General features: G+C 40.6%; 28 protein-coding genes. 8 read left to right on the top strand and 20 right to left on the bottom strand.

Features of this window, described 5'->3' with window-relative positions; genetic code table 11:
• Nucleotides 1-7: 7 nt before the first annotated feature.
• Nucleotides 8-1,270, bottom strand: a complete 1,263-nt coding sequence (gene hflX, locus IEE86_RS01190) for a GTPase HflX (RefSeq protein WP_191095567.1) — start codon at nucleotides 1,268-1,270, stop codon at nucleotides 8-10.
• A 121-nt stretch (nucleotides 1,271-1,391) separates the two neighbouring features.
• On the bottom strand, nucleotides 1,392-2,351 hold the full coding sequence (spoVK, locus tag IEE86_RS01185; protein ID WP_191096026.1) for a stage V sporulation protein K: 960 nt from the start codon (nucleotides 2,349-2,351) through the stop codon (nucleotides 1,392-1,394).
• A 320-nt stretch (nucleotides 2,352-2,671) separates the two neighbouring features.
• Between spoVK and IEE86_RS01180 the strand changes: the two genes are divergently transcribed.
• Entirely contained in the window at nucleotides 2,672-3,430 is a 759-nt protein-coding gene (locus tag IEE86_RS01180) for an N-acetylmuramoyl-L-alanine amidase (RefSeq protein WP_191095566.1), read from the top strand.
• 54 nt (nucleotides 3,431-3,484) lie between these two features.
• Here IEE86_RS01180 and IEE86_RS01175 read toward each other — a convergent pair whose 3' ends face one another.
• The 9 genes from IEE86_RS01175 to IEE86_RS01135 form a co-directional block, all read right to left on the bottom strand.
• On the bottom strand, nucleotides 3,485-4,102 hold the full coding sequence (locus tag IEE86_RS01175; protein WP_191095565.1) for a hypothetical protein: 618 nt from the start codon (nucleotides 4,100-4,102) through the stop codon (nucleotides 3,485-3,487).
• Nucleotides 4,103-4,186: 84 nt separating this feature from the next.
• Complete coding sequence (nrdF, locus tag IEE86_RS01170; protein ID WP_191095564.1) at nucleotides 4,187-5,167, bottom strand: class 1b ribonucleoside-diphosphate reductase subunit beta; 981 nt, start codon at nucleotides 5,165-5,167, stop codon at nucleotides 4,187-4,189.
• Nucleotides 5,168-5,184: 17 nt separating this feature from the next.
• Entirely contained in the window at nucleotides 5,185-7,287 is a 2,103-nt protein-coding gene (gene nrdE, locus IEE86_RS01165) for a class 1b ribonucleoside-diphosphate reductase subunit alpha (protein ID WP_191095563.1), read from the bottom strand.
• Entirely contained in the window at nucleotides 7,247-7,639 is a 393-nt protein-coding gene (gene nrdI / locus IEE86_RS01160) for a class Ib ribonucleoside-diphosphate reductase assembly flavoprotein NrdI (protein WP_008360380.1), read from the bottom strand. Before nrdI ends, nrdE begins: the two co-directional genes overlap by 41 nt.
• Nucleotides 7,640-7,904: 265 nt before the next feature.
• The gene (locus IEE86_RS01155; protein WP_191095562.1) at nucleotides 7,905-8,117 is read right to left on the bottom strand and encodes a hypothetical protein; all 213 of its coding nucleotides are present in this window, start codon (nucleotides 8,115-8,117) and stop codon (nucleotides 7,905-7,907) included.
• Between the two features lie 80 nt (nucleotides 8,118-8,197).
• Nucleotides 8,198-8,524, bottom strand: a complete 327-nt coding sequence (locus tag IEE86_RS01150) for a YmzC family protein (RefSeq protein ID WP_191095561.1) — start codon at nucleotides 8,522-8,524, stop codon at nucleotides 8,198-8,200.
• 161 nt (nucleotides 8,525-8,685) lie between these two features.
• Entirely contained in the window at nucleotides 8,686-8,907 is a 222-nt protein-coding gene (hfq, locus tag IEE86_RS01145) for an RNA chaperone Hfq (RefSeq protein WP_003211269.1), read from the bottom strand.
• Nucleotides 8,908-8,932: 25 nt separating this feature from the next.
• Nucleotides 8,933-9,889, bottom strand: a complete 957-nt coding sequence (gene miaA / locus IEE86_RS01140; RefSeq protein ID WP_191095560.1) for a tRNA (adenosine(37)-N6)-dimethylallyltransferase MiaA — start codon at nucleotides 9,887-9,889, stop codon at nucleotides 8,933-8,935.
• A 69-nt stretch (nucleotides 9,890-9,958) separates the two neighbouring features.
• Nucleotides 9,959-10,360, bottom strand: a complete 402-nt coding sequence (locus IEE86_RS01135) for a YmaF family protein (protein ID WP_191095559.1) — start codon at nucleotides 10,358-10,360, stop codon at nucleotides 9,959-9,961.
• Between the two features lie 104 nt (nucleotides 10,361-10,464).
• On the opposite strand from IEE86_RS01135, the gene IEE86_RS01130 reads away from it, so the two are divergent.
• The 4 genes from IEE86_RS01130 (at nucleotide 10,465) to erbB (ending at nucleotide 12,090) form a co-directional block, all read left to right on the top strand.
• Complete coding sequence (locus IEE86_RS01130; RefSeq protein ID WP_191095558.1) at nucleotides 10,465-10,737, top strand: spore coat protein; 273 nt, start codon at nucleotides 10,465-10,467, stop codon at nucleotides 10,735-10,737.
• Between the two features lie 108 nt (nucleotides 10,738-10,845).
• A complete protein-coding gene (locus IEE86_RS01125) occupies nucleotides 10,846-11,388 on the top strand; it encodes a TetR/AcrR family transcriptional regulator (RefSeq protein ID WP_191095557.1) in 543 nt (180 codons plus the stop codon).
• Between the two features lie 2 nt (nucleotides 11,389-11,390).
• Nucleotides 11,391-11,708 carry an SMR family multidrug efflux transporter EbrA gene (gene erbA, locus IEE86_RS01120; RefSeq protein WP_191095556.1) on the top strand — a complete coding sequence of 106 codons (318 nt, stop codon included), beginning with the start codon at nucleotides 11,391-11,393 and terminating at the stop codon, nucleotides 11,706-11,708.
• A gap of 13 nt (nucleotides 11,709-11,721) precedes the next feature.
• On the top strand, nucleotides 11,722-12,090 hold the full coding sequence (gene erbB, locus IEE86_RS01115; RefSeq protein ID WP_191095555.1) for an SMR family multidrug efflux transporter EbrB: 369 nt from the start codon (nucleotides 11,722-11,724) through the stop codon (nucleotides 12,088-12,090).
• Nucleotides 12,091-12,136: 46 nt separating this feature from the next.
• Here erbB and IEE86_RS01110 read toward each other — a convergent pair whose 3' ends face one another.
• Nucleotides 12,137-12,586 (bottom strand): OsmC family protein, encoded by a 450-nt coding sequence (locus tag IEE86_RS01110; RefSeq protein ID WP_191095554.1) that lies wholly within the window; start codon nucleotides 12,584-12,586, stop codon nucleotides 12,137-12,139.
• A 78-nt stretch (nucleotides 12,587-12,664) separates the two neighbouring features.
• Nucleotides 12,665-13,399: a poly-gamma-glutamate hydrolase family protein gene (locus IEE86_RS01105; protein WP_191095553.1), complete on the bottom strand. Its 735-nt coding sequence runs from the start codon at nucleotides 13,397-13,399 to the stop codon at nucleotides 12,665-12,667.
• Nucleotides 13,400-13,976: 577 nt separating this feature from the next.
• On the opposite strand from IEE86_RS01105, the gene IEE86_RS01100 reads away from it, so the two are divergent.
• The gene (locus IEE86_RS01100; protein WP_191095552.1) at nucleotides 13,977-15,302 is read left to right on the top strand and encodes a S8 family peptidase; all 1,326 of its coding nucleotides are present in this window, start codon (nucleotides 13,977-13,979) and stop codon (nucleotides 15,300-15,302) included.
• A gap of 90 nt (nucleotides 15,303-15,392) precedes the next feature.
• On the opposite strand, the gene IEE86_RS01095 is transcribed toward IEE86_RS01100, so the two are convergent.
• The 3 genes from IEE86_RS01095 to IEE86_RS01085 all read right to left on the bottom strand — a co-directional run bounded on the left by IEE86_RS01095 (nucleotide 15,393) and on the right by IEE86_RS01085 (nucleotide 18,242).
• Entirely contained in the window at nucleotides 15,393-16,541 is a 1,149-nt protein-coding gene (locus IEE86_RS01095) for a response regulator aspartate phosphatase (protein ID WP_191095551.1), read from the bottom strand.
• A 164-nt stretch (nucleotides 16,542-16,705) separates the two neighbouring features.
• Nucleotides 16,706-17,455 (bottom strand): poly-gamma-glutamate hydrolase family protein, encoded by a 750-nt coding sequence (locus IEE86_RS01090; RefSeq protein WP_191095550.1) that lies wholly within the window; start codon nucleotides 17,453-17,455, stop codon nucleotides 16,706-16,708.
• Between the two features lie 313 nt (nucleotides 17,456-17,768).
• Entirely contained in the window at nucleotides 17,769-18,242 is a 474-nt protein-coding gene (locus tag IEE86_RS01085) for a CarD family transcriptional regulator (RefSeq protein WP_191095549.1), read from the bottom strand.
• A gap of 602 nt (nucleotides 18,243-18,844) precedes the next feature.
• On the opposite strand from IEE86_RS01085, the gene IEE86_RS01080 reads away from it, so the two are divergent.
• Nucleotides 18,845-19,246 carry a hypothetical protein gene (locus IEE86_RS01080; protein WP_191095548.1) on the top strand — a complete coding sequence of 134 codons (402 nt, stop codon included), beginning with the start codon at nucleotides 18,845-18,847 and terminating at the stop codon, nucleotides 19,244-19,246.
• Between the two features lie 125 nt (nucleotides 19,247-19,371).
• Nucleotides 19,372-19,908 carry a biofilm surface layer hydrophobin BslA gene (bslA, locus tag IEE86_RS01075; RefSeq protein ID WP_191095547.1) on the top strand — a complete coding sequence of 179 codons (537 nt, stop codon included), beginning with the start codon at nucleotides 19,372-19,374 and terminating at the stop codon, nucleotides 19,906-19,908.
• Nucleotides 19,909-20,077: 169 nt separating this feature from the next.
• Here the strand turns inward: bslA and mutL are convergent, their stop codons facing one another.
• The 4 genes from mutL to ricA all read right to left on the bottom strand — a co-directional run bounded on the left by mutL (nucleotide 20,078) and on the right by ricA (nucleotide 25,941).
• Nucleotides 20,078-21,967, bottom strand: a complete 1,890-nt coding sequence (gene mutL, locus IEE86_RS01070) for a DNA mismatch repair endonuclease MutL (protein ID WP_191095546.1) — start codon at nucleotides 21,965-21,967, stop codon at nucleotides 20,078-20,080.
• A gap of 21 nt (nucleotides 21,968-21,988) precedes the next feature.
• Entirely contained in the window at nucleotides 21,989-24,565 is a 2,577-nt protein-coding gene (gene mutS / locus IEE86_RS01065) for a DNA mismatch repair protein MutS (RefSeq protein WP_191095545.1), read from the bottom strand.
• A gap of 126 nt (nucleotides 24,566-24,691) precedes the next feature.
• Nucleotides 24,692-25,237, bottom strand: coding sequence for an outer spore coat protein CotE (cotE, locus tag IEE86_RS01060; protein ID WP_007499466.1), 546 nt, complete (start codon nucleotides 25,235-25,237; stop codon nucleotides 24,692-24,694).
• Nucleotides 25,238-25,506: 269 nt separating this feature from the next.
• Nucleotides 25,507-25,941: a regulatory iron-sulfur-containing complex subunit RicA gene (gene ricA / locus IEE86_RS01055; protein WP_191095544.1), complete on the bottom strand. Its 435-nt coding sequence runs from the start codon at nucleotides 25,939-25,941 to the stop codon at nucleotides 25,507-25,509.

The raw sequence follows: 25,941 nt of genomic DNA, 5'->3' as shown, positions 1-25,941 counted from the left end.
TCCTTTCCTACAACATATACTTTTTGATTTGGCCTAATATGGTCTGCTCCTCACCACTAAATCCGGTGATGTCATAAAGCTCTGCTTCCTTTTGAAATTCTAGTGATTCCACGAGCGTTTCTGATTTTAATGCGGAGATGAGCTTCCCTTCATATGCTGGAATCTTCACATGGTATGGCTTTAAAAAAGCTTTTTTCAGTTCAGCCATTATATCCGCCTTTAATCGCTTCACATCTTCCTCGCGTCTTGCACTGATTAACAAATGGCGGTGCTTTGAAGATGGGATGAAATCTGGTCTAATTTGATCTTCTTTGTTATAGACTGTCAGCATCGGAATCCGGTCTGCTTCTAATTCTTCTAAAAGCTCATGAACCGTCCGTTCGTGTCCTTCATAATCCTCATTAGAAGAATCGATCACATGCAGCAAATAATCGGCTTCCTTCACTTCTTCAAGAGTGGAACGAAATGCGGCAATGAGTGTTGTTGGAAGGTCTTGAATAAAACCAACTGTATCTGAAATCAGCACACTGTAGCCAGATGCTAATGTCATCTTACGTGTCATTGGATCAAGTGTCGCAAATAGCAAATCCTCTTCATGACTATCAGCATCTGTTAACTGGTTAAACAAAGTAGATTTTCCGGCATTCGTATACCCGACAATGGCAATTTGGAACACACCATTTTTCTTCCGTCGTTCTCGGTACCTCGTACGGTGTTCTTTTACGGCAGATAATTGCCCGTTAATTTCGTGAATGCGGCTTCGAATATGTCGTCTATCTGTTTCAAGTTTTGTTTCACCTGGACCTCTTGCGCCAATTCCGCCTCCTTGTCTTGAGAGGCTGATCCCTTGTCCACTTAGTCTTGGCAAGGCATACTGAAGCTGGGCAAGCTCTATTTGGAGCTTCCCCTCTCTTGTACGGGCTCTTTTGGCAAAGATGTCTAAAATCAATTGCGTGCGATCAATTATTTTCACATCTAAGGCAGTTGCCAACGCTTTTAGCTGGCTTGGAGAAAGCTCGTCGTTAAAAATAATGACATCACATTCGAATTCCTCGCAAAGCACTTTAAGCTCTTCTACTTTCCCTTTTCCAATGTATGTTGCGCTGTCTTGTCTATTTCTTTTCTGCGTCATGACGCTGACAGCTTCACCGCCAGCGGTTTTGGTTAAGGAAGCTAATTCTTCCATTGAGTATTGAAAGCGTTCATCCGTTACATGCGGCAATTGACAGCCGACAAGGATCGCTTTTTCAGTCATTTCATGTTCATTCAACGTCAGTTGTTTCCTTTCTGTACTTAAGTTTTCAGTATCACCATCATACCAAACACATCACACGTATACCACTATTCGGAAGGTTTATTTTAGCGTCTCTTCACAAAAAGGATACGCCATTTCAAGAAGGCGTATCCTCTTTCATTTGAAGATCATGACTTTTAATGGTGAGCAGATCTTTTTTATCATAATGATCCACAAGCAGCAGCCTCATCGCCTGGGTTCGGATCGCCTTTTCAATGGTGTTTCGCACAAACCTTCCGTTGCTGAATTTTGCAGGACTCGTGGTGCTCTTAATGTGCATCAAATAATCTCGCAGCTTCCATTCTGCTTCTTGGGTAAAGATATATTCCCTGTCAGCCATCATTCGTTTTGCAATATCCATAAGCTGATCGACTGTATAATCAGGAAAGCTGATATTGATTGGAAATCTTGATTGAAGGCCGGGGTTTAAAGATAGAAAATGATCCATTTCCTTGGAGTAACCAGCGAGGATGAGAATGAATTCGTGCTGTTTGTCCTCCATATGTTTCACTAATGTATCAATCGCTTCTTTCCCAAAATCCTTTTCTCCACCGCGGGCCAGAGAATAGGCTTCGTCAATGAACAAAATACCGCCTAGTGATTTTTTAATTAAATCCCTTGTTTTCTGCGCAGTATGCCCAATGTATTCCCCAACGAGATCACCGCGTTCGGCTTCAATTAAGTGCCCCTTAGAGAGGACATTCATTTCAAAGAATAGCTTTCCGACAAGCCTTGCAACCGTTGTTTTCCCCGTTCCTGGATTCCCTTTGAACATCATATGAAGTGCTTGTTTTCCTACCTTTAATCCTTGTTCCTGTCTTTTCTGATTGACAAAAATCCAAGCATAAATCTCTTTTATGTTTCGTTTCATTTCATCCATACCGACAAGGCTGTTCATTTCACGCTCTATTTCCCGCAAGATGCTGTGTTTTGCCTCATTTTTCTGCAAGGCTTCTAGGTACTCTGCCTCTGAATCTGCATCAACCAATACTTGCTTTTGTCCGTTAAGTATAATATTGATTTGGCCGTTATTTTTATATGTGACAGCTCGCTCCAACGTATTCACCTCTCGCTCTTCTCTCTTTATTCTATTCGGGTGGAGCTGTAATCGTGACAATCGCCCGCTTAAGCCCAAGTTTGCTGTCAAAATGACCCGAGATACCGAATATTGTAGGGATTTCTGCGGTTTCCCAGGAAATGATGTGCTATTTCCATTGTATTCATCCCTTTTAGGCGGACAAACCAACAATTTGCTTTTTCTTAGAAAAATGTAGCTTTCTCATCACAAATTGTGCAGAAAAGAGTCTCAATGATTTCCGCATTTGGTACAGGCAATTCTTCTATTTCCTCATAAAATAAAGATGAGGTGATGAATAGATGGTGAAAATTTTTATTGATCCTGGCCACGGAGGAACAGATTCTGGAGCTAGTGCTAATGGACTTTTGGAGAAAAATCTCACACTTCAAATCGCACTTTTACTGAGAGATATATTGATTAGTGAATATGATGGGGTTTCCGTCCGCTTAAGTCGTTCAATTGACCAATCCGTCACTTTATCCCAGCGTACGAATGCAGCAAATAGCTGGGGAGCTGACTATTTCGTGTCTATTCATATTAATGCTGGCGGGGGTACAGGTTTTGAAAGCTATGTGTATCCTGACGTTTCAGCACCAACAACCACGTATCGTCATGCCCTCCATGATGAAATTGTCCGCTCGGTTGATTTTGCCGACCGCGGCAAGAAAACTGCGAACTTCCACGTTCTTCGTGAAACTTCTATGTCCGCTATTTTAACAGAGAACGGTTTCATTGATACAACAGCTGATGCAAATAAGCTCCGGAACGCTACTTTCCTTCAAGGCATCGCTCGTGCTCATGCCAATGGATTAGAGAATGCCTTTCAGTTGAAGAAAAAAGCAGGTAATCTTTATAAAGTGCAGGCAGGGGCTTTCAAGGTGAAAACCAATGCGTATGAGCTAGTTGCTACACTTAAATCCAAAGGATTCGAAGCACTCGTCTTACTAGAAGGCGGGATGTTCCGGGTACAAGCTGGGGCTTTTCGTTCAAAGCAAAATGCAGATGACCTCGTTGCTCGATTGAAGCAGGCCGGTCACGATGCATTCGTTTTCCAATAACAAAAAAACAAACCGGCTCAAGGCATCTTTAGAGCCGGTTTGTTGTCTACCCATTTATGCTAAGATGTTCACGACAAATTGAGACCATGTTTCAAGACGATCGAAGTATTCAGGCTTTTTCAAGTCTGCTACTTTCATCCATTTTCCTGCGATTTGATCTGTTTCTTTTACTTCTACATGAGCACCCGGCGATAATTCAAGGGCTGATAACAGGCCAATATGCACACGGCCGACACTGTTGTCATCATCATTGATGAGTCCAAGGGTTTTCATCTCAAGTTTGTCTTCTTCTTGAATCAAAAGTTCCTCGTCCAGTTCACGATCGGTATTTTCTTTAAGGATCTCAGTAAAATCTTTTCCTTCGATAAAATTCATATGACCGCCAAAGCCAAGAGATAGCTTATGATGTAATCTCGATTCTCCCCCGCCTTGAAGTCTTTCATATACATACACTTCGTCCTCACGCTTAATGACAACATAAGGAATCGGCTGCTTGAAGTCAGGATTTTCTTCTGCATCGCCTCTTCGCATCTCTTCAAAGTGCTCTTCGATTTCTTTCATGATGGTGTTGATTGTTTCCTCTTCACTATTCACTCCATTAAACGCAAGTGTTTCGTTTTGGAAAACGCGCGCGCGCGGTGCGACTAAAATGATTTCATCCATTTTTCCCATGTTCGGTTACCTCCAGTGTGTCACTTGTTGTAAGAAATGGCAAAAAGCCAAAACGAATGCTGCGTTTTGACTTTTGCGTTTTACTTATGATTCATCTCCAAAGAAGAAGTCGTCATCTTTTAACGGCTCAACTGTTGCTTTTTTGTAGCCGTTCCCTTTCATTGAGAAGAAGTCATGTGACTTTGTTTTTGTATTGAGTCCGTTCAACACAATAGGGTTAATCTCTTCTTCTTCAAAGTAAGGGGCAAATCCAAGGTTCATTAACGCTTTATTGGCATTGTAACGAATGAACTTTTTCACATCATGCGATAAATTGACTTGGTCATAAATATCTTCAGTGTAATGTAGCTCATTTTCATAAAGCTCATTGAGCAGATGGATAGAGAAATCATATAGCTCTTTTTGCACGTCCGGTGTTTGTTTGTTGTAAATTTCTTGTGCTAATAATCCGACGTACACACCGTGAATCGCTTCATCGCGCAAAATCAAGTTAATGATTTCACCACTTTGCATAAGCTTCCCTTGTCCATAGAAATAAAGCGGGTAGTAAAAGCCGCTATAAAATAGGAAGCTTTCTAAATAAACAGAAGCAACCATTGCTTTAAAGAGGGAGATAGGATCGTCTTTTTGAATCGAACGGTATAAACTGACAATCATATCTGCTTTCTTTTGCAGGAATTTATTCTTCTTGACCCATTCAAACACTTCACTAATGGTTTCAGTTGGTGCAAGTGTCATGAAGATATTTGAGTATGATTTCGCATGCACCGCATTTTCCATCATGGCCATAAAGTTCAACACCGCTTTACGCTGATGGCCGTCTACATGTTCTGCCACAATCGGCATACCCGTATTTCCTTGTTCTGTATCAAGTAAAGTCAGTCCAGCAAGTACCTTCATGTACGTATCCCGCTCTTCTTCACCTAAATATTTCCATGTTAAGAGATCCCCGTTTAAGGAAATTTCTTCAGGAAGCCAGAACTGCTTTACATTTTGGTTGTAAAACATTTGTGTAAAATCATCTTCGTGTTTTGACCAGTTGGCTGCATCATAAATTTTTGTCACGTTAAACTCTCCTTTAATCAAACAACACAAGAAAGACAGCCTTCCTGCCCTGTATCCTTCGTTCTTGCATAATAAAGTGTCTTAATGCCTTTATGGTGTGCATAAAGATCAATGCGGTTTAAGTCACGCGTTGTCATCGTATCCTTTAGGAATAATGTAAAGCTGATTCCTTGATCGACGTGCTGCTGAATCGTTGCGATCATATCGACCACTTTGAACATGTCCATATCGTACGCTTCTTTATAGAAGAACCAGTTTTGCGCTGAAAGACCTGGCATTGGGTAATAGGTTTTGCTGTTGCCGTATGTTCTTTCTTCGATACGTTCCATAATTGGCATAACAGATGCTGTTGCCGATTGCACATAAGAAATTGAACCTGTTGGAGCAATGCATAAACGGTAGCTATGGTACATGCCATTTTCTGCTACAAATTCTTTGAGTGCTGCCCAGTCTTCTTTTGTTGGAATGTGCATGCCTTCAAATAATGCTGCTGCTTTTTCTGTCTTTGGTGTGAAATCATTCTCCACGTATTTATTGAAGTACTCACCAGTTGCATAACTTGAGCCCTCATAACGATGGAATGTTTCTCCTTTTTCTTTTGCAAGCTCACTTGAGCGTTTAATCGAATAATAGTTCACCATCATAAAGAACGTATTCGCGAAATCTCTTGCCTCTTCGCTTTCATAGGCGATTTGGTTTTGAGCTAAGTACCCATGAAGGTTCATCGCGCCAAGTCCAATTGATTTCATCGCTTTGTTCGCTTTTCGAACAGCTGGTGCATTGCGAATATCTGTTGTTTCAGACACAAGCGTTAGTGAGTCTGTTGCAAGCTTGACTGTTTTTTCGATCGATTTGTTTTTCATGACATTCATGATATTTAATGAACCAAGGTTACAGGAAATATCTAGACCGATCTCATCTTCTTGATCATAGTCCGTGTAAGAAGATACCTCTGAAGCCTGAAGCACTTCTGAGCAAAGGTTTGAGAATTTCACTCGTGAAATATGGTTCAATGCATGCTCTCTGTTCACATTATCTTGGAACATGATATATGGATAACCTGATTCTGAACGTAGAACAGCCAATTTTTCAAGAAGCTTTCTCGGATTGACCTTTTCTTTTTTGACATTCGGGTTTTCCACAAGCTCGTCATACATTTCTTCCATATCCATCTCATCAAGATGCTGCCCATATTCTTTATAGACTGTATGCGGATAGAAGGTGTAAGCTGTTTTATCTTCTCTAGCAAGCTCGATAAATTTGTCCGGGATGACCACACCAATGGACAGTGTTTTCACACGAACATCTTCATCAGCAGAGATTTTTTTCGTATCTAAGAAGTCATTGATATCTCTGTGGAAAATATTGAGGTAGGCACTGCCTGATCCTTGTCTTTGTCCCATTTGATCTGCATACCTGAATGCATTATCAAGAAGCTTCATCACGCCTACGACACCTTTTGTCGCGTTTTCTACATCTTTGATCGCTTCACCTTTTGCCCGAAGCTTTGACAGGTTCAAACTGACGCCGCCGCCTAGTTTCGACAGCTGCATGGAAATATCAATCGCTCTTGAAATATCGTTTAAAGAGTCATTCACTTCAAGCAAGAAACAGCTTACGAGCTCACCGCGTCTTTTACGCCCAGCGTTTAAGAATGTTGGTGTACTTGGCTGATATTCTTGATTGATCATCAGTTCTACAAACTCAAGTGCTTTTTCTTTGTCTCCGCCTGCGAAGAAAAGAGCCACAACTGAAATACGGTCTTCATAGCGTTCAAGAATTTTCTTTTTATCATTTGTTTTCAGTGCGTAATCATTGTAAAACTTAAACGCACTCATAAATGATGGGAATCTAAATTTCTTAGCATATGCAGCTTCGAATACTTCTTTAATATCTGCCATGCTGTATTGTCTTAAAAATTCTTCCTCATAGTAGTCGTTTTCTATTAAGTAATCAATCTTCTCTTCTAAATTGTGGAAGAAGACCGTGTTTTGATTAATATAATCTACGAAATAACTATGTACAGCTTCTTTGTCCTTATCAAACTGAAACTTTCCTTCTTTTTGAATCATAATCTCGTTATTTAATTGTATCCACTTTGGAACCTGATTTTGTGACAATTCTTTCTACCTCCTGTGTAAACAATTCAACATCCCTTTTTGTTCCGCTTAGTTCAAAGGTGTGCAAAATAGGAACTTGATATTGTTTAGAAATCGTATCGGCGCTTTTTGCAAAATTATCTCCCCACACTTTGTTGCCACTCACCGCTACACCTAGTAAAAGATGCGCATTTTTCTCTAAAAAGGACTGAGTGGTACTAGGGACTTGTCCAAATCCTGTCGTAAAGGTGACGAGAATAAACGGCGTATCCAAAAACTCTTCTCCAGTCAATTTTCGTTTGTCTGTAAAAGGGGTCTTGTCCAAAAAGCGTTGAACATTTCCTGTTTTTGAATCAAATACGATTTGAATCAATTCCATCACGACCTAGTTTTTAGTATTGTTGATCATTTCGTTATTCACTATATATAGTATACTATGTTTTTTTAAAACACAACATATAGATGTTCGAAACGAAAAAAATCAACCAACCCGGCCGAACATTCATAGCCGAACTCGTACGTTCAAATAAATAGAGCAGAGCAGGATCTAAAAATAGACTGCCCTACTCCCTATTCAACTGAAACCGAAATCTATCATAACATGAAAAAAAATCGCTTAGTAGACTAGACTTTTTGTTTTATTTTTTGTAGGCATCGCACTGTAAATCTTCTGACACTTCTGTAATTTCCACTTCAACACCTAATTCTTTTAGCACCGCTTCAAGCGCAGAGACGATTGAAGCTTCTCTCACTAATTCTTTCCCATTTACAGAAACGCTTGTTCCATATTCGAAACAGGAGTCGTCTTCACAAGTTTGTTCCCAGTGATTAATTTTAATTTTGTGTATCATGAACTCATCCTTTTCTGCCCTAGATGTCTAATGCATGATTATAGTGTAGCGACTTCACATTCATTTGTAAATTTACGTGCTTACTCTTCATCAGAGCCATCATCATTTTCTTCGTCCCATTCATCTATGTACTTCGTTTTAACGAGGGTCAGCTGCCCTTCTTTTTCATCAAACCGGTACACAAGTACTTCGTCCTCTTTGACAACAGCAAAGTGATTATTTTTTAGCGCAACAGCTGATTGCATCATGCCATCTATATTTCCATGATCATCTTGATGAGAATAGTTGTACCAGCTTTCTTGTCTCGTTTCGATGTTTGAGATGGCACATGATCCAAATAAGACAACAATCCCAATCAAAAGAAGGATCACTCTAATCCTTCTTAATTCAAGCTCTGCATTTTCCATATAAATCCCCTCACCCTTTTAAATGTCCAATAAGGAATCATACGCAAAATGGACAGAAAAGTTTCACGACATGCAAAATAGCCCCTCTGCACTGACAAAAAACGTAGCGGGTTCCGGCCGGTTTATTCGCAGATGCATGGGGCTATTGGGTACAAAATGTCCTATTCTAATTCTAGATTTACATTTTTTTGAGGTGCAAATGTAGAAATGGCATGTTTATAAATAAGCTGCTGCTTCCCTTCTGTCTCAAGCAGCACTGTGAAATTGTCAAATCCCTTCACTTGACCGCGAAGCTGAAAGCCATTCAGTAAAAATACGGTGACAAATGTATTGTCTTTGCGGATCTGATTCAAAAATTGGTCCTGAATATTAATCGGTTTCATGTTTCGTCCTCCTCGATTCTGATAACTACAGTTTCGCTTTAAGTCCTAGCTTTCCTGCTATATATGCGAAAATTTCCTCTTTTTTGTCTGAAAAGTGGCAAGGGGGTGTCATATCAAACCAAGTGACATCCATTTTATTACGGAACCACGTAAACTGACGCTTCGCATATCGCCGGGAATTTTGCTTTAATTGCCGGATGGCTTCATCAAGAGAGCAGTCACCTTGAAAATAGGCATACAGTTCTTTATAACCAATCGCTTGAACAGATTGACAATCCTTCAAACCAGATTGATATAGCGCTCTCACTTCTTCAATTAAGCCTTCATCTAACATCATATCAATTCTTTGATGAATGCGCTCGTACAAAAGCTCTCGCTCCATTTTCAGCCCAATGAAGGCTGTGTCATAAAGAGGTGCTTCCTGATGCCCGTTTTGCATCTCAGACATTTTCTGTCCAGTTGTATGTATCACCTCAAGCGCCCGGATCACACGCCTGACATTATTCGGGTGGATCGCTTTTGCAGCGTCAGGATCTACTGCCTTTAGCTTTTCGTGCAGCTGAAGAGGTCCATGCTGCTGTTCGAACAGCGTCATTTCCTCTCTAAAAGCAGGATCACTTTTCTCGTCGGTAAATGTGTAATCATATAAAACAGATTGAATATACAGGCCTGTTCCGCCGACAATCATTGGCGTTTTTCCTCTAGCGGCAATCTCTTTGATTTTCAAACGGACAAGCTGCTGAAATTCAGCAGTAGAAAATGATTCGTCCGGCTGTTTAATATCAATGAGATGGTGCGGGATGCCTTCCATTTCTTCAGGGGTGATTTTTGCTGTTCCAATATCCATTCCTTTATAAATCTGCATAGAATCCCCGCTGATGATCTCTCCATTAAATGCTTTGGCTATATCAATGCTCAGCTTTGTTTTGCCAACAGCCGTCGGTCCTACTAACACAATCACTGGTTGTTTCGCTTTCTTCATAACATCACTCTCTTTTACAAACTGCCTACAGTATAGCATAACTTCTCTTTCTCTCCTATATACTGCTCATCACCAGCCGAATGGTTCATTTCCGACCACTTCATAAGTTTTTCCTTTTAAACGATGGGTATGTGTTGGCCGCTCTTGATCTGGACTATAGACGACACCTCCGTATCGGATGGGGACAGGATCTGTATAAGCAGAATACGTGACTTCCTCAATCTCGTGATAATGCGTTCCATCCACTCTAGGGATAGCAGGCCCTGTGATGCCATAGTATCTGTGGAAATGCCCCCTTTCAAAAGAGGTGATCCCGCGATAATAATGCGTATGCTTGTCAGTACTGCTTCCATTTACAGGCTGAGAAATACCTTCTATTAAATGATCATGCTCTTCTGTTACATCCGTACGTGCTTTATATGCATGAGCATGCGGCGGGCATTTTGCCCAATCAGATGGATACAGGCCCATTTTTGACATTCCTCCTTATATTAGGCGGTCACCCAAACACATGTAGGCCATTTGAATACACTGATGTCAGTTACAGTGATTTTATGTGAGAGGAGCCTTTTTTTATGAATTATTTTGACACACCGCCGTTTATTCAAGAAGACATGAGAAGACCTTTTGGATTTGGATTTGGAAGACCTGGATTTGGTTTTGGGAGACCTGGATTTGGATTCGGACGCCCTGGATTTGGTTTTGGGAGACCTGGATTTTTTGGACCTCCATTTTTAGGTGGTTTTGCCGGAGGACTACTTGCTGGATCCTTGCTTGCCCCAGGATATGGCTATGGATATCCTTATCCACCGCCATACCCACCATATGGACCATACCCTTATTATTAAGATTTTTTAGTGAAAACACCCTTTCATAAAATGAATCGATTGACACTCTCGTTTTTCATGAGTTAACATTTACTTTACCGACCGTTCAGTAAAGTAGGTGTTTTTTTTATGTCTAAAACGAAAAAAGAGCAAATTTTCGAGGCCGCTGCTTGTACGATTTTAAAAGAAGGATTAAGCGGGCTGACCCTTCAGCAGGTAGCAGAGCATGCACATATGACCAAAGCCGGCCTGCTTTATCATTTTTCAAGCAAGGAAGAGCTTATTCAAAAAATGAATGAGCATGCGATCCTTTGCTTTCGTCAGCAGCTCGAGTCGTATCAGGAATCCTTCAAAACCGAAAAGGCTCCTTATGTACGGGCATATATTTTGGCGACATTACATGATCTGGATATGCAAAACACAACCCAGTTATGTACAAGCATGCTAGCCACCATGTCTTTTGATGAAGCATTATTGAACCCATGGCGTGATTTTTATGCAGAGTTCAAGGAGAAAGCAGCGGAGGAAATAAATGACCCTGCGCTGAGCCAGCTGATCCGCCTGGCATGTGATGGGATTTGGTTTTCAGAGATGTTTCAGCTTGAACCCCTAAACCGAGAGGAAAAAAACCTTTTACTTCATCGGATTTTACACTTATTAGAGGAGGGATGATGATGATCCTCGGGTATCTTTTTTTGGCTGTTGCTATTTTTTCAGAAGCGATTGGGGCCGTGATGTTAAAACGATCAAATGGCTTTACACGCTTAAAGCCTAGCGCTGTTGTTGTCGCTGGCTATACACTTGCTTTTTATATGCTGTCATTAACACTTAACATCATTCCACTTAGCATGTCGTACGCAACATGGTCTGGGGTTGGCACCATCCTCACGGCTTTTTTTGGTGTGCTCTTTTTCAAAGAAACCTTGAACCAGAGAGCCATCATTGGAATGGCTATGCTTGTCTCAGGGGTCGTACTTTTAAATATGTCATAAAGGATGTGAGAAGATGAAAGGAATGCTTTATTTAACAGGGGCCATTTTAACGGAGGTTTTTGGCAGTACGATGCTGAAGCTTTCACAAGGTTTTTCACAGCTGCTGCCGAGTATGGGGGTGCTGATTGGATTTGGATGTGCCTTTACTTTTCTTAGCTTGGCCCTTAAAACAATTGAGCTCTCATCCGCCTATGCCACATGGTCTGGCGCCGGAACAGCACTCACCGCTCTTGTCGGGCTCGTGCTCTTTAACGAAACCATTCATATGAAAGGCTTTATCGGTCTTGCACTTGTTATATGCGGTGTAATTGTCTTAAATCAGTCAAAGAAACAAAAGGAAGAAAACAAAGAACAAATGGATCAAACTGAATGGACGTCATAAAAAAAGTCATTTTCTCCAGGTAAAAAGAGAAAATGACTTTTTTGTCTTAACGGCCAACTTGAATGGTTTCTTCTAAGGAAATGTCCACATTTCCCTGAACAGCTCTTGAGATCATACATGAGCTTTCGGCTTTATGTGCAAGCTTACGAGCTAGTTCAATATCAAGTGCAGAAGCGGACTCTTTGAGGATGATGACAGGCCGATGAATGATTTTCTCATAAGTAAACACACCATTTGTCACATCTACGACTGCTTCAGAGCTCATCGATAGATCCTCTTTCTCTAATTGACTCCGCTCCATCATGGCCGCAAGTGTAATGATATAACACGTGGCCGCTGCACCTAAGAGCATCTCATCTGGATTTGTTCCAATGCCCGGGCCGTCCATTTCTTTTGGAATCGAAATCTTCGTTTTTAATTGCTCACATGCAATTGTACCAACATCGTTACGCAAACCAGGCCAGTTCGCCTGAAGATGAAAATGATGACGCGCCATATCCCGTCTCTCCTTTTGTTATCACTTTTTATAGTGTAACAAGAATTCATCCTGCTTGTCTTCAGATGTGCACCATTCTTATGTATATTCTTCATCAAGCACCGTCCGAATCGCCCTGACATAACGGTAGAACGCTTCATTTTTCGTACTCGACCGCCTTCGATAATCGAAACTGTCAAATAAAGCTTCACGCTGACTTCTACTAATCTCAAGCTGCACACTTTGCCCTGTTTTTGTAAGATTATTAATATTATGATTGCTCGTTCCGCTTAGGGTTGCGTGTGCAACAGCAAGTTCAGCAGAAAATCCATTCCGCTCTAATGAATTCACAATTTTCTCTGCACGGTCGTAGTCGGTTCCGCCTACAAGAGTATGGTCAATCCCTTCCTCACCTCTATATCCGTGCACTGCTAATACATAATCATGCGCTTTTGCCTGTGCGACTCCGATTGGTTCATCAAAATTTGTGCTTGTAATATGAAGTTCTGATGCATTCTCTCTTAAGCCTTCAAATAAATACGTAGAAAAATCGTTATCAAAAAAATGGACGATCTCGCTAACGCCGCCTTCAATTCTCCCGCCATGGGGGGACATCACAAGAAGCCGGCTTCCAGGCACTGGGTTGGCTGTAATTTGATAATTACTTGTTGATTCGTTCTCTTCCAGTTCTTTAAAATTGCGATAAATATCGTTTGAACCGCTTTCGTCTTCCCCACCTGATGACACTGGCTCATCATGTTCCTGTGCTTGCATAGTATAATAAACGCCCCATCCAATCGCAAGCAGGAGAAGCAAAGCAAAAAACTTCTTCATTCCCGTTCTCCTTTAACAGATTTCTAAGCCGCTTCTATGATTAATAAGGAATCATCAATTCTTTTCATTTTTTCCACTTTTTCTCTTCAAATTTGATCATAACACTCTAGATCATGAGATTCCTCAAAAATAAGATAATTGCATTTATATACACAGAAACGTCTCTCCTGTTTGAAAACAGAGTTAGAATAGTATGACAAACAAATGAAGTTATGTTTAAAATGACCTAGTCCTACCCAGTCTGTTTTCTTTAATTCGGCTTTTTTTTATGCGGATTTGATTTTTTTCTTCTGTGACGCATCACATTTGTATGAGCATTGACCCTGTCTCCCCCCCTTTTTTTTCTGCAAAATCCATTGTTTCACTGGTTCTCTAAGAAGAACTCTCCCACCTATCATCGGCAGATTCTACATCATTTCCACCTTTTTCTATTATTTTACAAAATGTAAGCGTTTTTCTTTTTAGAAGAAATGAGCAAGCCTCCAAGAAAAGGAGGGACAAGAATCCGAACAAAGCAGCTTGCATTCTCATAACGTATGAGTGTACAAGAATTGATAGCTAGAATGGAGGGCATCACATGTTTGGATTTTCTATGGTGCAAATGGTCAGAACGCATGCTAGTAAACTGGATCAGCCTTTAAGAGAAACCGTCCTTCAGCTTTATAAACCTTTTAAGTGGACGCCTTGCTTTCTTCATCGCTTTTTTGAAGGAAGATTAAAGAAGAAAAAGAAGCTTCGTGTGATCATAGAATTTAAGGAGGATGCAGTAGAAGCAGGTATTCAAAGCACAAAGCAGCTAATGAAAAAAAGTAGAAAAACAAAGATAAAACGCCATTTTTCACATATCGATTGCTGCGCAGCTGATCTGACACCTGCTGCATTAGAGGAACTGTTTGCAAATGGTGAGCACATTCGCAAGATTTATTTAGACCGACAAGTTCATGCGCTACTGGATGTGGCAACACAAGCAAGTCATGCTGATGAAGTCATCCGGAATGGCAAAACATTAACCGGGGAAGGTATTACGGTGGCCGTCATTGACACGGGGATTTATCCGCATGAAGATTTAAAAGGACGGATTCGTGATTTTGTGGATTTAGTCAAACAAAAAACGAAACCTTATGATGATAATGGGCACGGTACTCACTGCGCTGGAGATGTGGCTGGAGACGGAGCCGCCTCAGACGGCTTATACAAGGGACCTGCTCCAAAAGCAAATCTCATTGGGGTGAAAGTGTTAAATAAACAAGGTGCTGGATCACTTTCTACTATTATAGAAGGTGTCGAGTGGTGTATACAGTTCAACGAAGACCATCCAGATGATCCGATTCGTATCATGAGTATGTCACTAGGCGGAGATGCTCAGCGTTATGATGATGAACAAGATGATCCGATGGTGCGTGCTGTCAATGCTGCTTGGGATCAAGGCATTGTTGTCTGCGTCGCTGCTGGAAACTCTGGACCTAACAGTCAAACGATCGCGAGCCCGGCCGTCAGTCAAAAAGTCATTACAGTCGGAGCCTACGATGACCGGAATACACCAGAATCAAGTGACGATGTCGTGGCACCATTTTCAAGCAGAGGTCCAACTGTTTATGGTGAAGCAAAGCCTGATATCCTCGCACCAGGAGTAAACATCGTCTCCCTCAGATCACCAAGATCCTTTTTGGATAAACTCGATAAATCAAGCAGAGTCGATGATGATTATACGACGTTATCTGGTACATCTATGGCAACACCGATTTGTGCTGGTATTTGCGCTCTTCTTTTAGAGCATTCACCAGATTTAACGCCTGATGATGTCAAAACCCTGTTAATAGAAAATACAAGCAAGTGGGCTGGAGATGACCCGGTAATTTACGGTGCAGGTGCAATTGACGCAGAAAAAGCTATCAAAGAATAAATAAAAAAAGCCCTTTACGTTTATTCGTAAAGGGTGTTTGTTTGTCTGTTTTATGTGTGAAGTCTTTCATCTACTTGAGCAGCTGACATGTTATGCTTCGTTCTCATACATCTCATCTCCTTTTTGAATGTGCGTACGCGCTTCGATCACAATTTCAAAAAAAGTGGAAGATTCCTTGTACATGTCGCGTTCCTTATAATAATTAGCCGCATCAAGTGCTAATTCCTCTAAATCAGCAAACATTTTTTTGCTTCTTAGACCAAAAAGTGTCGATTTCAATTGATCACAGCTGTCTTTCTCTATATAGAGCGCCTGTAAAAATTGGAATTTCAACTGATAAATCTCATCTTCCAATAAACAAGCCTGATTCATTCCTTTGGTTATGGCCTCACTCGCTCGCTCCATATCTCCAAGTTTGAAATATGTAAGAGCAAGTGAAAACAAGGATTTGATCATCGTCGCTGCCTGATCTTTTTGATAAAGTGAAATGGCTTGTTCAAAAAAGACAGTCGCTGTATGGTACGTGCCCATACTATAATGACAAGTTCCTAGGTTATTTAGAGCCATCGCTTTAAAATATGACGTGCATTCTTGTCTTTCCATCGCTTCACAGACCTTTAACGCTTTTTCTAAATAAGGAAGCGCTTTTTGATGCTGACTCACATCTATCCAATTACCTGCCATCACAAAATCACATTGAATGCTTCTTTTTCCATATAGCTGATGTTTTTTATAGATGTCTCTCGCTTTTTTGGCATAGTGCATAGAGAAATAGGTTTGTTTCATATGATAGTATACTTCAGCGATTTTATAATAAAATTCCGCTTTTTCGATCTCATCTGTCACTAAGATCAGCTGATGTTCCGCATGCTTGTAATATGAAATGGCCTCGATATATCGGCGCTGGATAAATGCATACATCCCATGGAAAAAATGAAAATAATAGCCTAGTAAGCCCGTCATCTCATCTTCTGCATCTTCAATTTCTTTAGGAAAGGACACCGCTTGAAGCGCTTCACTGCCTGCATGAACTGGCGTTAAGTGCTGAAGCATCATTTGATGGCGAAAATCCATTAGAGAATAATAAAGTAATAAATCTTGATCCTCTTCCATCTCATGAATGTCTTCTTCAACAAGCCGCTTCATGTCGTTTGCCTGTTCGACTTCAAATTTGCAAATATGCGTGTACCACTTATTGATCTTTACACCTACTTCGGAAGATGGTATTTTGTGTGCCATCCACTTCAGCCCCATTCTATCATATCAAACTGATAACTATTATTTTACATAATTTATGTTTTTAAGGCAAACTGTCATTTATTACATATTTTATCTTTATTTTGCGCATTTATATCTTTTTTACCAAGTTGAATTAGAGCACTTTTTCCCATCAAAACCTTTTTCTACGAAGCTGGATCAAATTCTCTTATCACTTCTTTTAAGGCGCTGATATAGCGTCTAAATGCTTTCTTCTTTCCTTTTCTCGTATCAAAATTGTCAAAAAAAGCTTCTCTCTGCGCTGTACTAATTTCTAGCTGAACACTTTCACCACTCGCATTTTGATTATTAATGTTTTTGGGATCTGTACCAGAAAGCCGTTCCCCTTCTTGCACCATTTCTGCGGAAAAGCCGCGATCTTTTAATGCTCGTACAACAGCTTTTTGCATGTCTTGATTCGTCCCGCCAACTAGCGTATGTCTTTTATCACTTTTATAGCCGTGGATGGAAATAGAAAAAGGATATGTTTTAATCATTTGAACCAAAATGGGTTCATCAAACTTTGTACTCGTAATATGCAAGTCCCGATTATTGTCTTGTTTCGTACCTTCAAACAAATACGTAGAGTATCTCTCTTGAAATGCTTCTACAATTTCACTTGTTCCTGGTTCGATTTCACCTCCATGAGGAGAAAATACGAGTAAATCACTACCACCCTTTTCGTGAAATTCTATCTCATAGCCGTCTTTTTCATGCCGTATCAGCTGTTTAAAACTTTCATATTGATCCCCTTTTTTTCGCTCTTTCTTATACTTTTCTACTTCTTCATGATGTTGTTTTTGCTCTTTTTTTTCTTGAACAGAATGGCTGCATTTCACCATTAAAAGAGCACACAGGATCAGAAAGATGAATCCACATATCAGTAGCCTTTTCATTTCACCGCTCCTTTTCATTCTCTTAGGTGCCATCTTATCGCTTTATTTTACTATCAATGGTGAAGAGAATTCAAAGAATGTCCGGCTCATTTGAACGGATCAGGAGAACTTACCTGTTTTTTTATGTTGTCTAGGTATTTCAGACTTCTTTCACTCGCCCCTTTTTCAAGGGAAAACTAAATCTTATGACCTCATTTCATTTTTAGTCAAAACATCCTGCAAAAATGGAAATATTGCACTTTTTTCAAACAAAAAAGCTGTAAACAGAAGGTGTATCCCCTTCTGTTTACAGCCTGTTACTGTATATCCATCATTAAACTCTTAGTTCATTCTCTAAGACTGTAAGCACTTCATCTTGCGATAACCCTTGTGCAAGGGAAATTTCACTCACTAACATACCTCGTGCATCTTCAAGCATCTTCTTTTCACTTGAATTTAATGCTTTTTTCTGATTTCGTCTCATCAGATCCTTCACAACATCTGCACCATCTTTGATCTCACCTGTTTTTAGCTTTTTCATATTTTCATCATATCTTTGCTTCCAAGTAAGCGTTTCGTCGTTTGTTTCTTCTGCAAAATTGTTCATCACAACTTTCAGCGTTGCTTGATCAGCGACCGGACGTATACCTAGTTGATTGATTCTGCCTCTTGGGATCATCATCTGCATATTCGGCATTTGAATCAGAAAATATTCCTCTGTCTTACCTAAAATTTCTTTTTCTTCCATTCCTTCAATCACACCGGCTCCATGCATTGGATAAACAATTTTATCACCTATTTGAAACAAATCCGCCACCTCCGAAAGTATTCACCATTTGATTATAACACATTTCATCAGAAGATAAAAATTTATATTTTATCATGTTATTTTAGCACTAGTCAATTCTTTTTAATTGAGTTTTTATAGAAAAAGCCTTTTTTATAAAAGAAGCACCACCATCCAGTCCTCGTGCATCTTCCGTGCATATACTAGCATTGAGTCACATTTAGGAGGGATGACAATGTACAAATGCAAATGCAAGTGCAAGTGCAAACATTCCCACTCAAACTGTTATAAAAAGCATGACGATCATTGCCATAAGGATACATGTAAAAAGAAGAAGTATTATCATAAAAAAGATGATTGGTTTGAGAGCGATTTTTGGGATACTTCTAGAAGCTACGATCCCTATTATTATCCTAAAAGTGTCTGCAGCAGATGTAAGAAGCGTCGCAAAAGAAAACACAGCATCTCATTTTAGTGTTTGACGTTTCACCTGCTTTTGTTTTCCCGGCTGAAAAGCCGGTTTTTTTTCTTGTCTACTTTATTTTTTCTTTCATATGGATAGGCTCATGAATCGGATGATCCTCATAGAATATGGCAACCTGACAAAAAGGATGAGATGCAAAATGAACAATATGAATAACCCGACCAATCATTATCAGCAAGGAAACCCTTATCACACGTTTGAAAATGTGTATACAGCCAATCATGAACATGTGATCGCACCAAACATGAATGAGCATCTGAATGTGCCTAACCATTATCATACTGGTAAAAAAGATGCTTATAGCGGACACTTCCCGCACCACCATTCACCATATTCCCCGTATACGAATCAGCATGGTTCATTTTCCCATGTTCCAATGAAGGATCACCATCACCTAGGCCACTATGGTGGATATGGAATACCTCCATATCAACAGCCATACGGGTATCATGATATGAATATGATGATGCCAAACCAATATATGACAGGCCACGCCTATGGAATGAATCAACCTAATGCATTCCTCCCCCGCTATTACTAAACAAAAAGACAAAATAAGGGTATAATATCCCATTTAATGACATATGGGAATATGGTAATCTTATAGGTAAATAATGGATGATATCGTCTATTATTTACCTATAATCAACCAAGGGGGAAGGAAAAATGAAAAAAACATGGACAATCTTAATGCTGGGGATGCTTACACTGGTTATGACACTATCGGTACCGCTTGCCGCATCCGCAGAAGGAGCCAAAACGGAGGAAGGCACAGCATCAACAAATGCAAGACCAGCTGCCCTTTATGCGAAAATTACAGGAGCAAGTAAGCAGGAATGGTCTTTTTCTGACATTGAGCTGACGTACCGTCCAAATTCTGTCCTAAGTATTGGCGCCATTGAGTTCACATTACCTGCAGGCTTTCAAGCGACAACAAAAGACATCTTCAACGGAAAAGCATTAAAAGACAGCTACATTTTGAACAGCGGAAAAACTGTCCGCATCCCGGCTAGAATGGATTTATTCGGAAGTTCACAATATACATTACAGCTTTCACATAAAGTCCTTCCTGCGGCAGGTACATATACGTTCCGCGCAGAAAATCGTGCGCTCAGCATTGGTTCCACATTTTATGCAGAGGATACGATTGATATTAACAAACGACCAGTTGTAGTGACACCACCTAATCCTTGTGGATGCTAAATAAAAAAGCGCTCTAAGAGCGCTCAAGCGTGTAGATAAACCCTCGCATTCAGTGTCAGGTTAGTGCACCGGTGCTCGCTCTTCCTAGGGCTGAAAAGGTTTTCATTCACGCTGAAAAAAGAAGAAAAAGTGCTAAAATCAAGATCGTTTTAGCACTTTTTCTCATTGGTCACATCACTCGTTTAAACATCTTCTCCATTTCATATGTCGAGTGATGAATGATGATCGGCCGGCCATGTGGACATGTGAATGGGTCCTTCGTTTGCCGGAGTTCATCTAATAATGCTTTGATTTCATCATGACGCAAATGGCGATTTGCTTTAATAGAGCCTTTGCAGCTCATCATGATGGCTGCTTCTTCTCTTAGTTTTTTTATATCCACACGCTTCTCATCAAGCACTTGTTGAATGATCTCTTCGATTAGTTCCGCTTCTTCCCCTTTTGGAAACCACTGCGGGTGCGACCGAACGATGTAACTTCCTGATCCGAAGGGTTCTAAAAAGACGCCTACTTTTGCTAAAATATCTTTATGCTCTTCAATAATCAGTATGTCGTTTTTAGAGTAGTGAAATGTTAATGGAACGAGCATTTCTTGCACTTCCTGTTCGATCTCTCCCACCTTCTCACGGTAATACTCATACTTGATTCTCTCTTGAGCTGCATGCTGATCGATAATATAAAGTCCTCGTTCATTTTGAGCCAAAATATATGTGCCATGCATTTGACCGATTGGATACATGACAGGAACGCGTTCGTTTTCTGGAATGGTTTCTGTCACATCGTCTTTCAGTACCGTCTCATCATATTCAAGTGAAGCTGCTGATTCCTCTAAATGCGAGGCTTCTTCATAAAATACTGGTGATGACGTTCCCGTATTCTCCTGCTCAGACATCTCGTATGATTCGGTTTGACTTGTCTCGTATACGACCGATGTGAGCGGCTCCGGCTGATAGGATAAAGGTGTTTCCGTTCGATCTGTATTGGCTTGTTTTGAATCAAAGGTTAAGGATTGCTGCTCATTTTTTTTAGCTGGCATTGGTGCTTTTTTAGGCACAGAAGCACTTGGAATGAGCTGCTGCTTTTGAAACACTTCCTTAATTCCTTGTTTGATCAACTCATGAAGTTCCTGCTCTTTACTTAGTCTCACTTCAAGCTTTGACGGATGAACATTCACATCTACTAAAATCGGGTCCATCTTCATCTCAATAAATGTAATCGGATGACGGCCAATCGGAAGCAGCGTGTGATACCCTTCATGGATGGCTTTCACGAGCGGGAAATGCTTCACATATCTGCCGTTTACAACAGAAGACATATAATTCCTCGATGCCCTCGTCACTTCTGGTAAGGAAATATACCCCTTCACTTCAAAATCAAGTGATTGTACATGAAGTGGCAGCATTTTTTTTGCCACAGCCGTTCCATAAATGGCTGCAAGCACATGCCGCACATCTCCGTTTCCATTCGTTTGAAGTAAGACTTTTTCTTGATGACGCAAGCGAATCGATACTTCTGGATGAGCAAGTGCAATTCGGTTGACGACATCCGATATATTGCCAAGCTCCGTATGAACGGTTTTCATATATTTTAAGCGGGCTGGCGTATTATAAAATAAGTTGGTGACCACAATTTCGGTGCCGCGCCGGCCAGAGGTTTTTTTCTCTGAAATGATCTTCCCGCCTTGGAGAGCTAAGTGCGTTCCAGCACCTTCTCCGGTACTTGTCTTCATTTCTAGGTGAGAGACAGACGCAATACTTGGCAGTGCCTCTCCCCTGAAACCTAAAGTTCTGACGCGGAACAAATCATTTTCATCTTTGATTTTACTCGTTGCATGGCGCTGGAAGGCAAGCTTACAATCTTCAGCATCAATTCCAACACCATTATCAATAATTCTAATAGAAGAAAGACCTGCTTCTTCTACATCGATTTCAATCACTGTACTGCCAGCATCGATTGCATTTTCCACAAGCTCCTTTACAACAGAAGCCGGACGCTCGACCACTTCACCAGCAGCAATTTTATTTGATAGGTCATCAGATAACTGAATAATTTTTGCCATTTCTGCTCACCTCACCTTACATTATAATTTCTTTTGCAATTCATATAGCTTTGTCATGGCTTCCAGCGGTGTCATGTCCATTAAGTTAAATGACTTTAATTCTTCGATCACCGCTTGATCTTTGTTTTTGAGGACGGCTTTTGTTTTCGGTTTTTCTTCCACTTCAAAGAAAGAAAGCTGCTGCTTCTCCTCAAGGCTTTCTGGTTTTGGAGCTGGAGCCACGCGTGGAATCATTTCCTGTGATCCGCTCTCAAGCTCCGTTAAGATGGTCTGTGCTCTGTCAATGATAGCATCAGGTAATTCAGCAAGCTGCGCTACATGGATACCATAGCTTTTATCAGCTGCCCCTTCTTTGATTTGATGTAAGAAAACGACCGTTCCTTCATGCTCTTCAGCTCGTACATGGACATTCTTCAGCTCACTTAATTGAGACTCAAGGACTGTGAGCTCATGGTAATGTGTAGAGAAGAGGGTTTTAGCACCAATATGATCATGAACAAATTCAATGATCGCCTGTGCAAGAGCCATTCCATCATAGGTGCTTGTCCCGCGTCCAATTTCATCAAATAAAATCAAGCTGTTTTTCGTTGCATGCACCATCGCATTTTTTGCTTCGAGCATCTCTACCATAAAAGTACTTTGACCAGAAATCAAATCATCTGCCGCACCAATACGTGTAAAAATTTGATCGAAAATCGGAAGAGTCGCCTTTGATGCCGGTACAAAACAGCCAATTTGCGCAAGAATCGAGATGAGCGCCATTTGTCTCATATACGTGCTTTTTCCCGACATATTCGGCCCAGTAATGAGCAAGGTTTGTCTGCCTTTCCCCATAAGACAGTCATTTGGCACATACTCCTGATGATCCATCACTTTTTCAACGACAGGGTGACGACCATCCACGACATCCACCTCATCCTCTGAGAATTCCGGACGGACATAGCGGCGTTTTTCGCTCACAGTGGCAAAGCATTGCAGCGCATCCAGCTCACTCATTTGTTTTCCGAGCAGCTGTAGTCTAGGAATATATGTTTTTACTTGTTCCCTAAGAGCTGTAAATAGTTCATATTCCAATTCGCTAATATTTGATTCTGCCTCAAGGATCAGGGCTTCTTTTTCTTTCAATTCAGGCGTAATATACCGCTCTGCATTGGCAAGGGTTTGCTTTCTTTCATAACGACCTTCTTCCAGCAAATGCGTGTTCGCCCGGGTCACTTCGATATAATAACCAAAGACTTTATTAAAACCGACTTTTAAGGAGCGAATACCTGTATATTCTCTTTCCTGCTGTTCAAGCCGTGCAATCCAGTCCTTTCCGTTTCGACTGGCATCACGATATTCATCTAATTTTGCATTGTAGCCATCTTTAATTAAGTTGCCTTCTTTTAATGTCATCGGCGGATTCTCATAAAGAGCCTCTTCTAATAAATCAAGCAAGTCACCACAAGGATCAATATTATTCGCTCTTGATTTCGCCATTTCCTCTGGGAGAGAAAGGACAAGCTCTTTAATAGCCGGGACTTGCTTTAAGGATTCTTTCAGTTGAATGAGATCACGGGCATTCACATTTCCAAATGCCACACGGCCCGCTAGACGCTCAAGATCATATACTTGCTTTAATCGTTCACGCAGATCTTCACGTTCAAAGAAATGATCCATGAGAATTTGCACCATTTCCTGACGCTCTTTGATTTGTGAAAGTCGAATGAGCGGCCGGTCGATCCATTGCTTGAGCAATCTGCCGCCCATCGCTGTTTTTGTTTCATCTAGCAGCCATAATAAAGAGCCTTTTTTGCTTTTTGAACGGATCGTTTCTGTTAATTCAAGATTTCGTTTTGAGTAAAGATCAATTTTCATTGTTTGTTCAAGCTCAAACACTTGAACTTCCTGAAGGTGATCAAGACTTCTTTTTTGCGTTCTTCTTAAGTAGGCATATAGTGTTAAAAATGCTGATCTCAGTTTTTCATCCAAATGGGAGACGAGTGGTTCAGCTTCGTCCATTCGTTCGCCGCTATCTTCGTATGAAATCGTTGCATGACAGCGCTCTTTCAGTGTCTTCACTGTGTCCTCATCGAGCTGCTTTGACACCACAATTTCCTTTGCACCGACAGAATAAATTTCTGATACAACCTCATCTAATCGATCGATGAAAGCAGCCATGTTTTCCCCTGTGGATAAATCGGAAAGCGCAAGACCATACCCATTTTCAAAGCGTGTAACAGACGCAATAAAGTTGTTCTCGTTTTCACTCAGCCCTTTGCCATCCATGACCGTACCTGGTGTAATCAGTTGAACTACTTCTCTTTTGACCACACCTTTTGCCGTTTTAGGATCTTCCACCTGCTCACAAATCGCGACTTTGTAGCCCTTTGTAATCAACTGTTCTATGTATGTAGAAGCAGAATGATAAGGAACACCGCACATTGGAATCGTCCCGCCATCTCTGCTTGTTAACGTAATTTCTAGTTCCTGTGCCGCTTCTTTTGCGTCATCAAAAAACATCTCATAAAAATCGCCTAAGCGAAAAAATAAAAAGGCATCTTGATAATCTGCCTTGATCTTTAAATATTGCTGTATCATGGGCGTATAACTTGCCATATTTCTAATCCCTCACTATATCACTTTCGAATTCATACCATCTTATATTATAGCATAAAAAAGCACCTTTTTTCTCCTAGATCATGGGCGCAAAAAAACTAGGGAGATATGCGCCCTAGTCATTCATTACTCTTCTGGATCACCCGCTAGAAATTCCGGATGAATATCCTCTAGCTCCTCATCCACTTCCTCTTCCCACTCGTGATCATCTTTTTCCTTCCAGCTTGAATTGACCTCTACGACAATTTTTGTTTCTCCTACCACTTCTGCAATGAACTCCCGCTCTGCCTGAACGACAATTTTATTGCCATTAGGAGAAATGGTCACTTCTAAACAGTTAGGCTGCTGCAGCACTTTCGCAATCACTTCATGTTCATCATCAAGGAAATTTTTATCTTTATATCTCAGTTTGATGATGTCTACATATTTCACACGTTCTGTGACGACTTCTGTCTTCGTGTTGTCAGCGTAAGAATACCACACGTTAATATCAAATGTTCCTTCAATCTCAACAGTTTTACCGACCTTTTCTGCATCATACTTATGATTAATGATCCAACCACCTAGGATGCTGGTTGGTTTTTGCGATGGAGAAATGGTGTGTGTGCTTTGGGTGAATTTCCTCCCTTTTGCAACCACCGCTTTTGTAATAATCTCTCTGTATTCAGACATTCCGGCATGCCTCCTTGTACTTGATCGTTTTATCTTATGCTGGGCATTCGTCTAGTGTGTCACGATTTTAAGCTTCATGTTTCAATTAAATTCATTTCTGTTTCAGTGTATGCATGGTCGCCCATAAACTTGCCTTGAAAATTGGAAAAGTTGGAGAGTACGAGAATGGGGGGATGAAGCCTCCAATTAGAGCGGAGAATTCGATTCTTTCATTGTTTCAAAATTAAATATCAGCAGATACAAAAAAACCCCGCATCTGCGGGGATTTCTCATTTAATGGAGCAACTGGGGGATGAGTTTTTCACTTTTGAACCGGTTTCTCCTAATAAAAGGTCACCGCCGGTTGAAAGAATGATTTCATCTGTTACTTGATTAGAAATCGTGTGCGCGACAAGCTGAAGCAGGGAATTAACCTCCATTTGTGATTCTTTGAATTCTTGAATTACTGGGATTTCATCCAGTTCTTCTTGCAGGGCATCGATTTTTTCTTCGACTTGCTTTAAGGCTTCATGTTTGCCATAATGCTTTAAATTCACAGCTTGTTTTTGAAGCGCCTTAATTTGATTAATAATCGTCGCAATCTTTGTATTTTCATTGATTTGCGCTTCTGCTTTTTTGAAGAAATCTACTTCTTCTGTTTCAGAAATCATTTTAGCGAGCTCTCTTGCACGCTCGACAATTTCTTTCTTTGAATAAAGCGTCAT

The organism is Bacillus crepusculi, assembly GCF_014764715.1.
Taxonomy (GTDB): Bacteria; Bacillota; Bacilli; order Bacillales; family Bacillaceae; genus Bacillus.
This window is presented reverse-complemented; position numbering and strand designations above follow the sequence as displayed.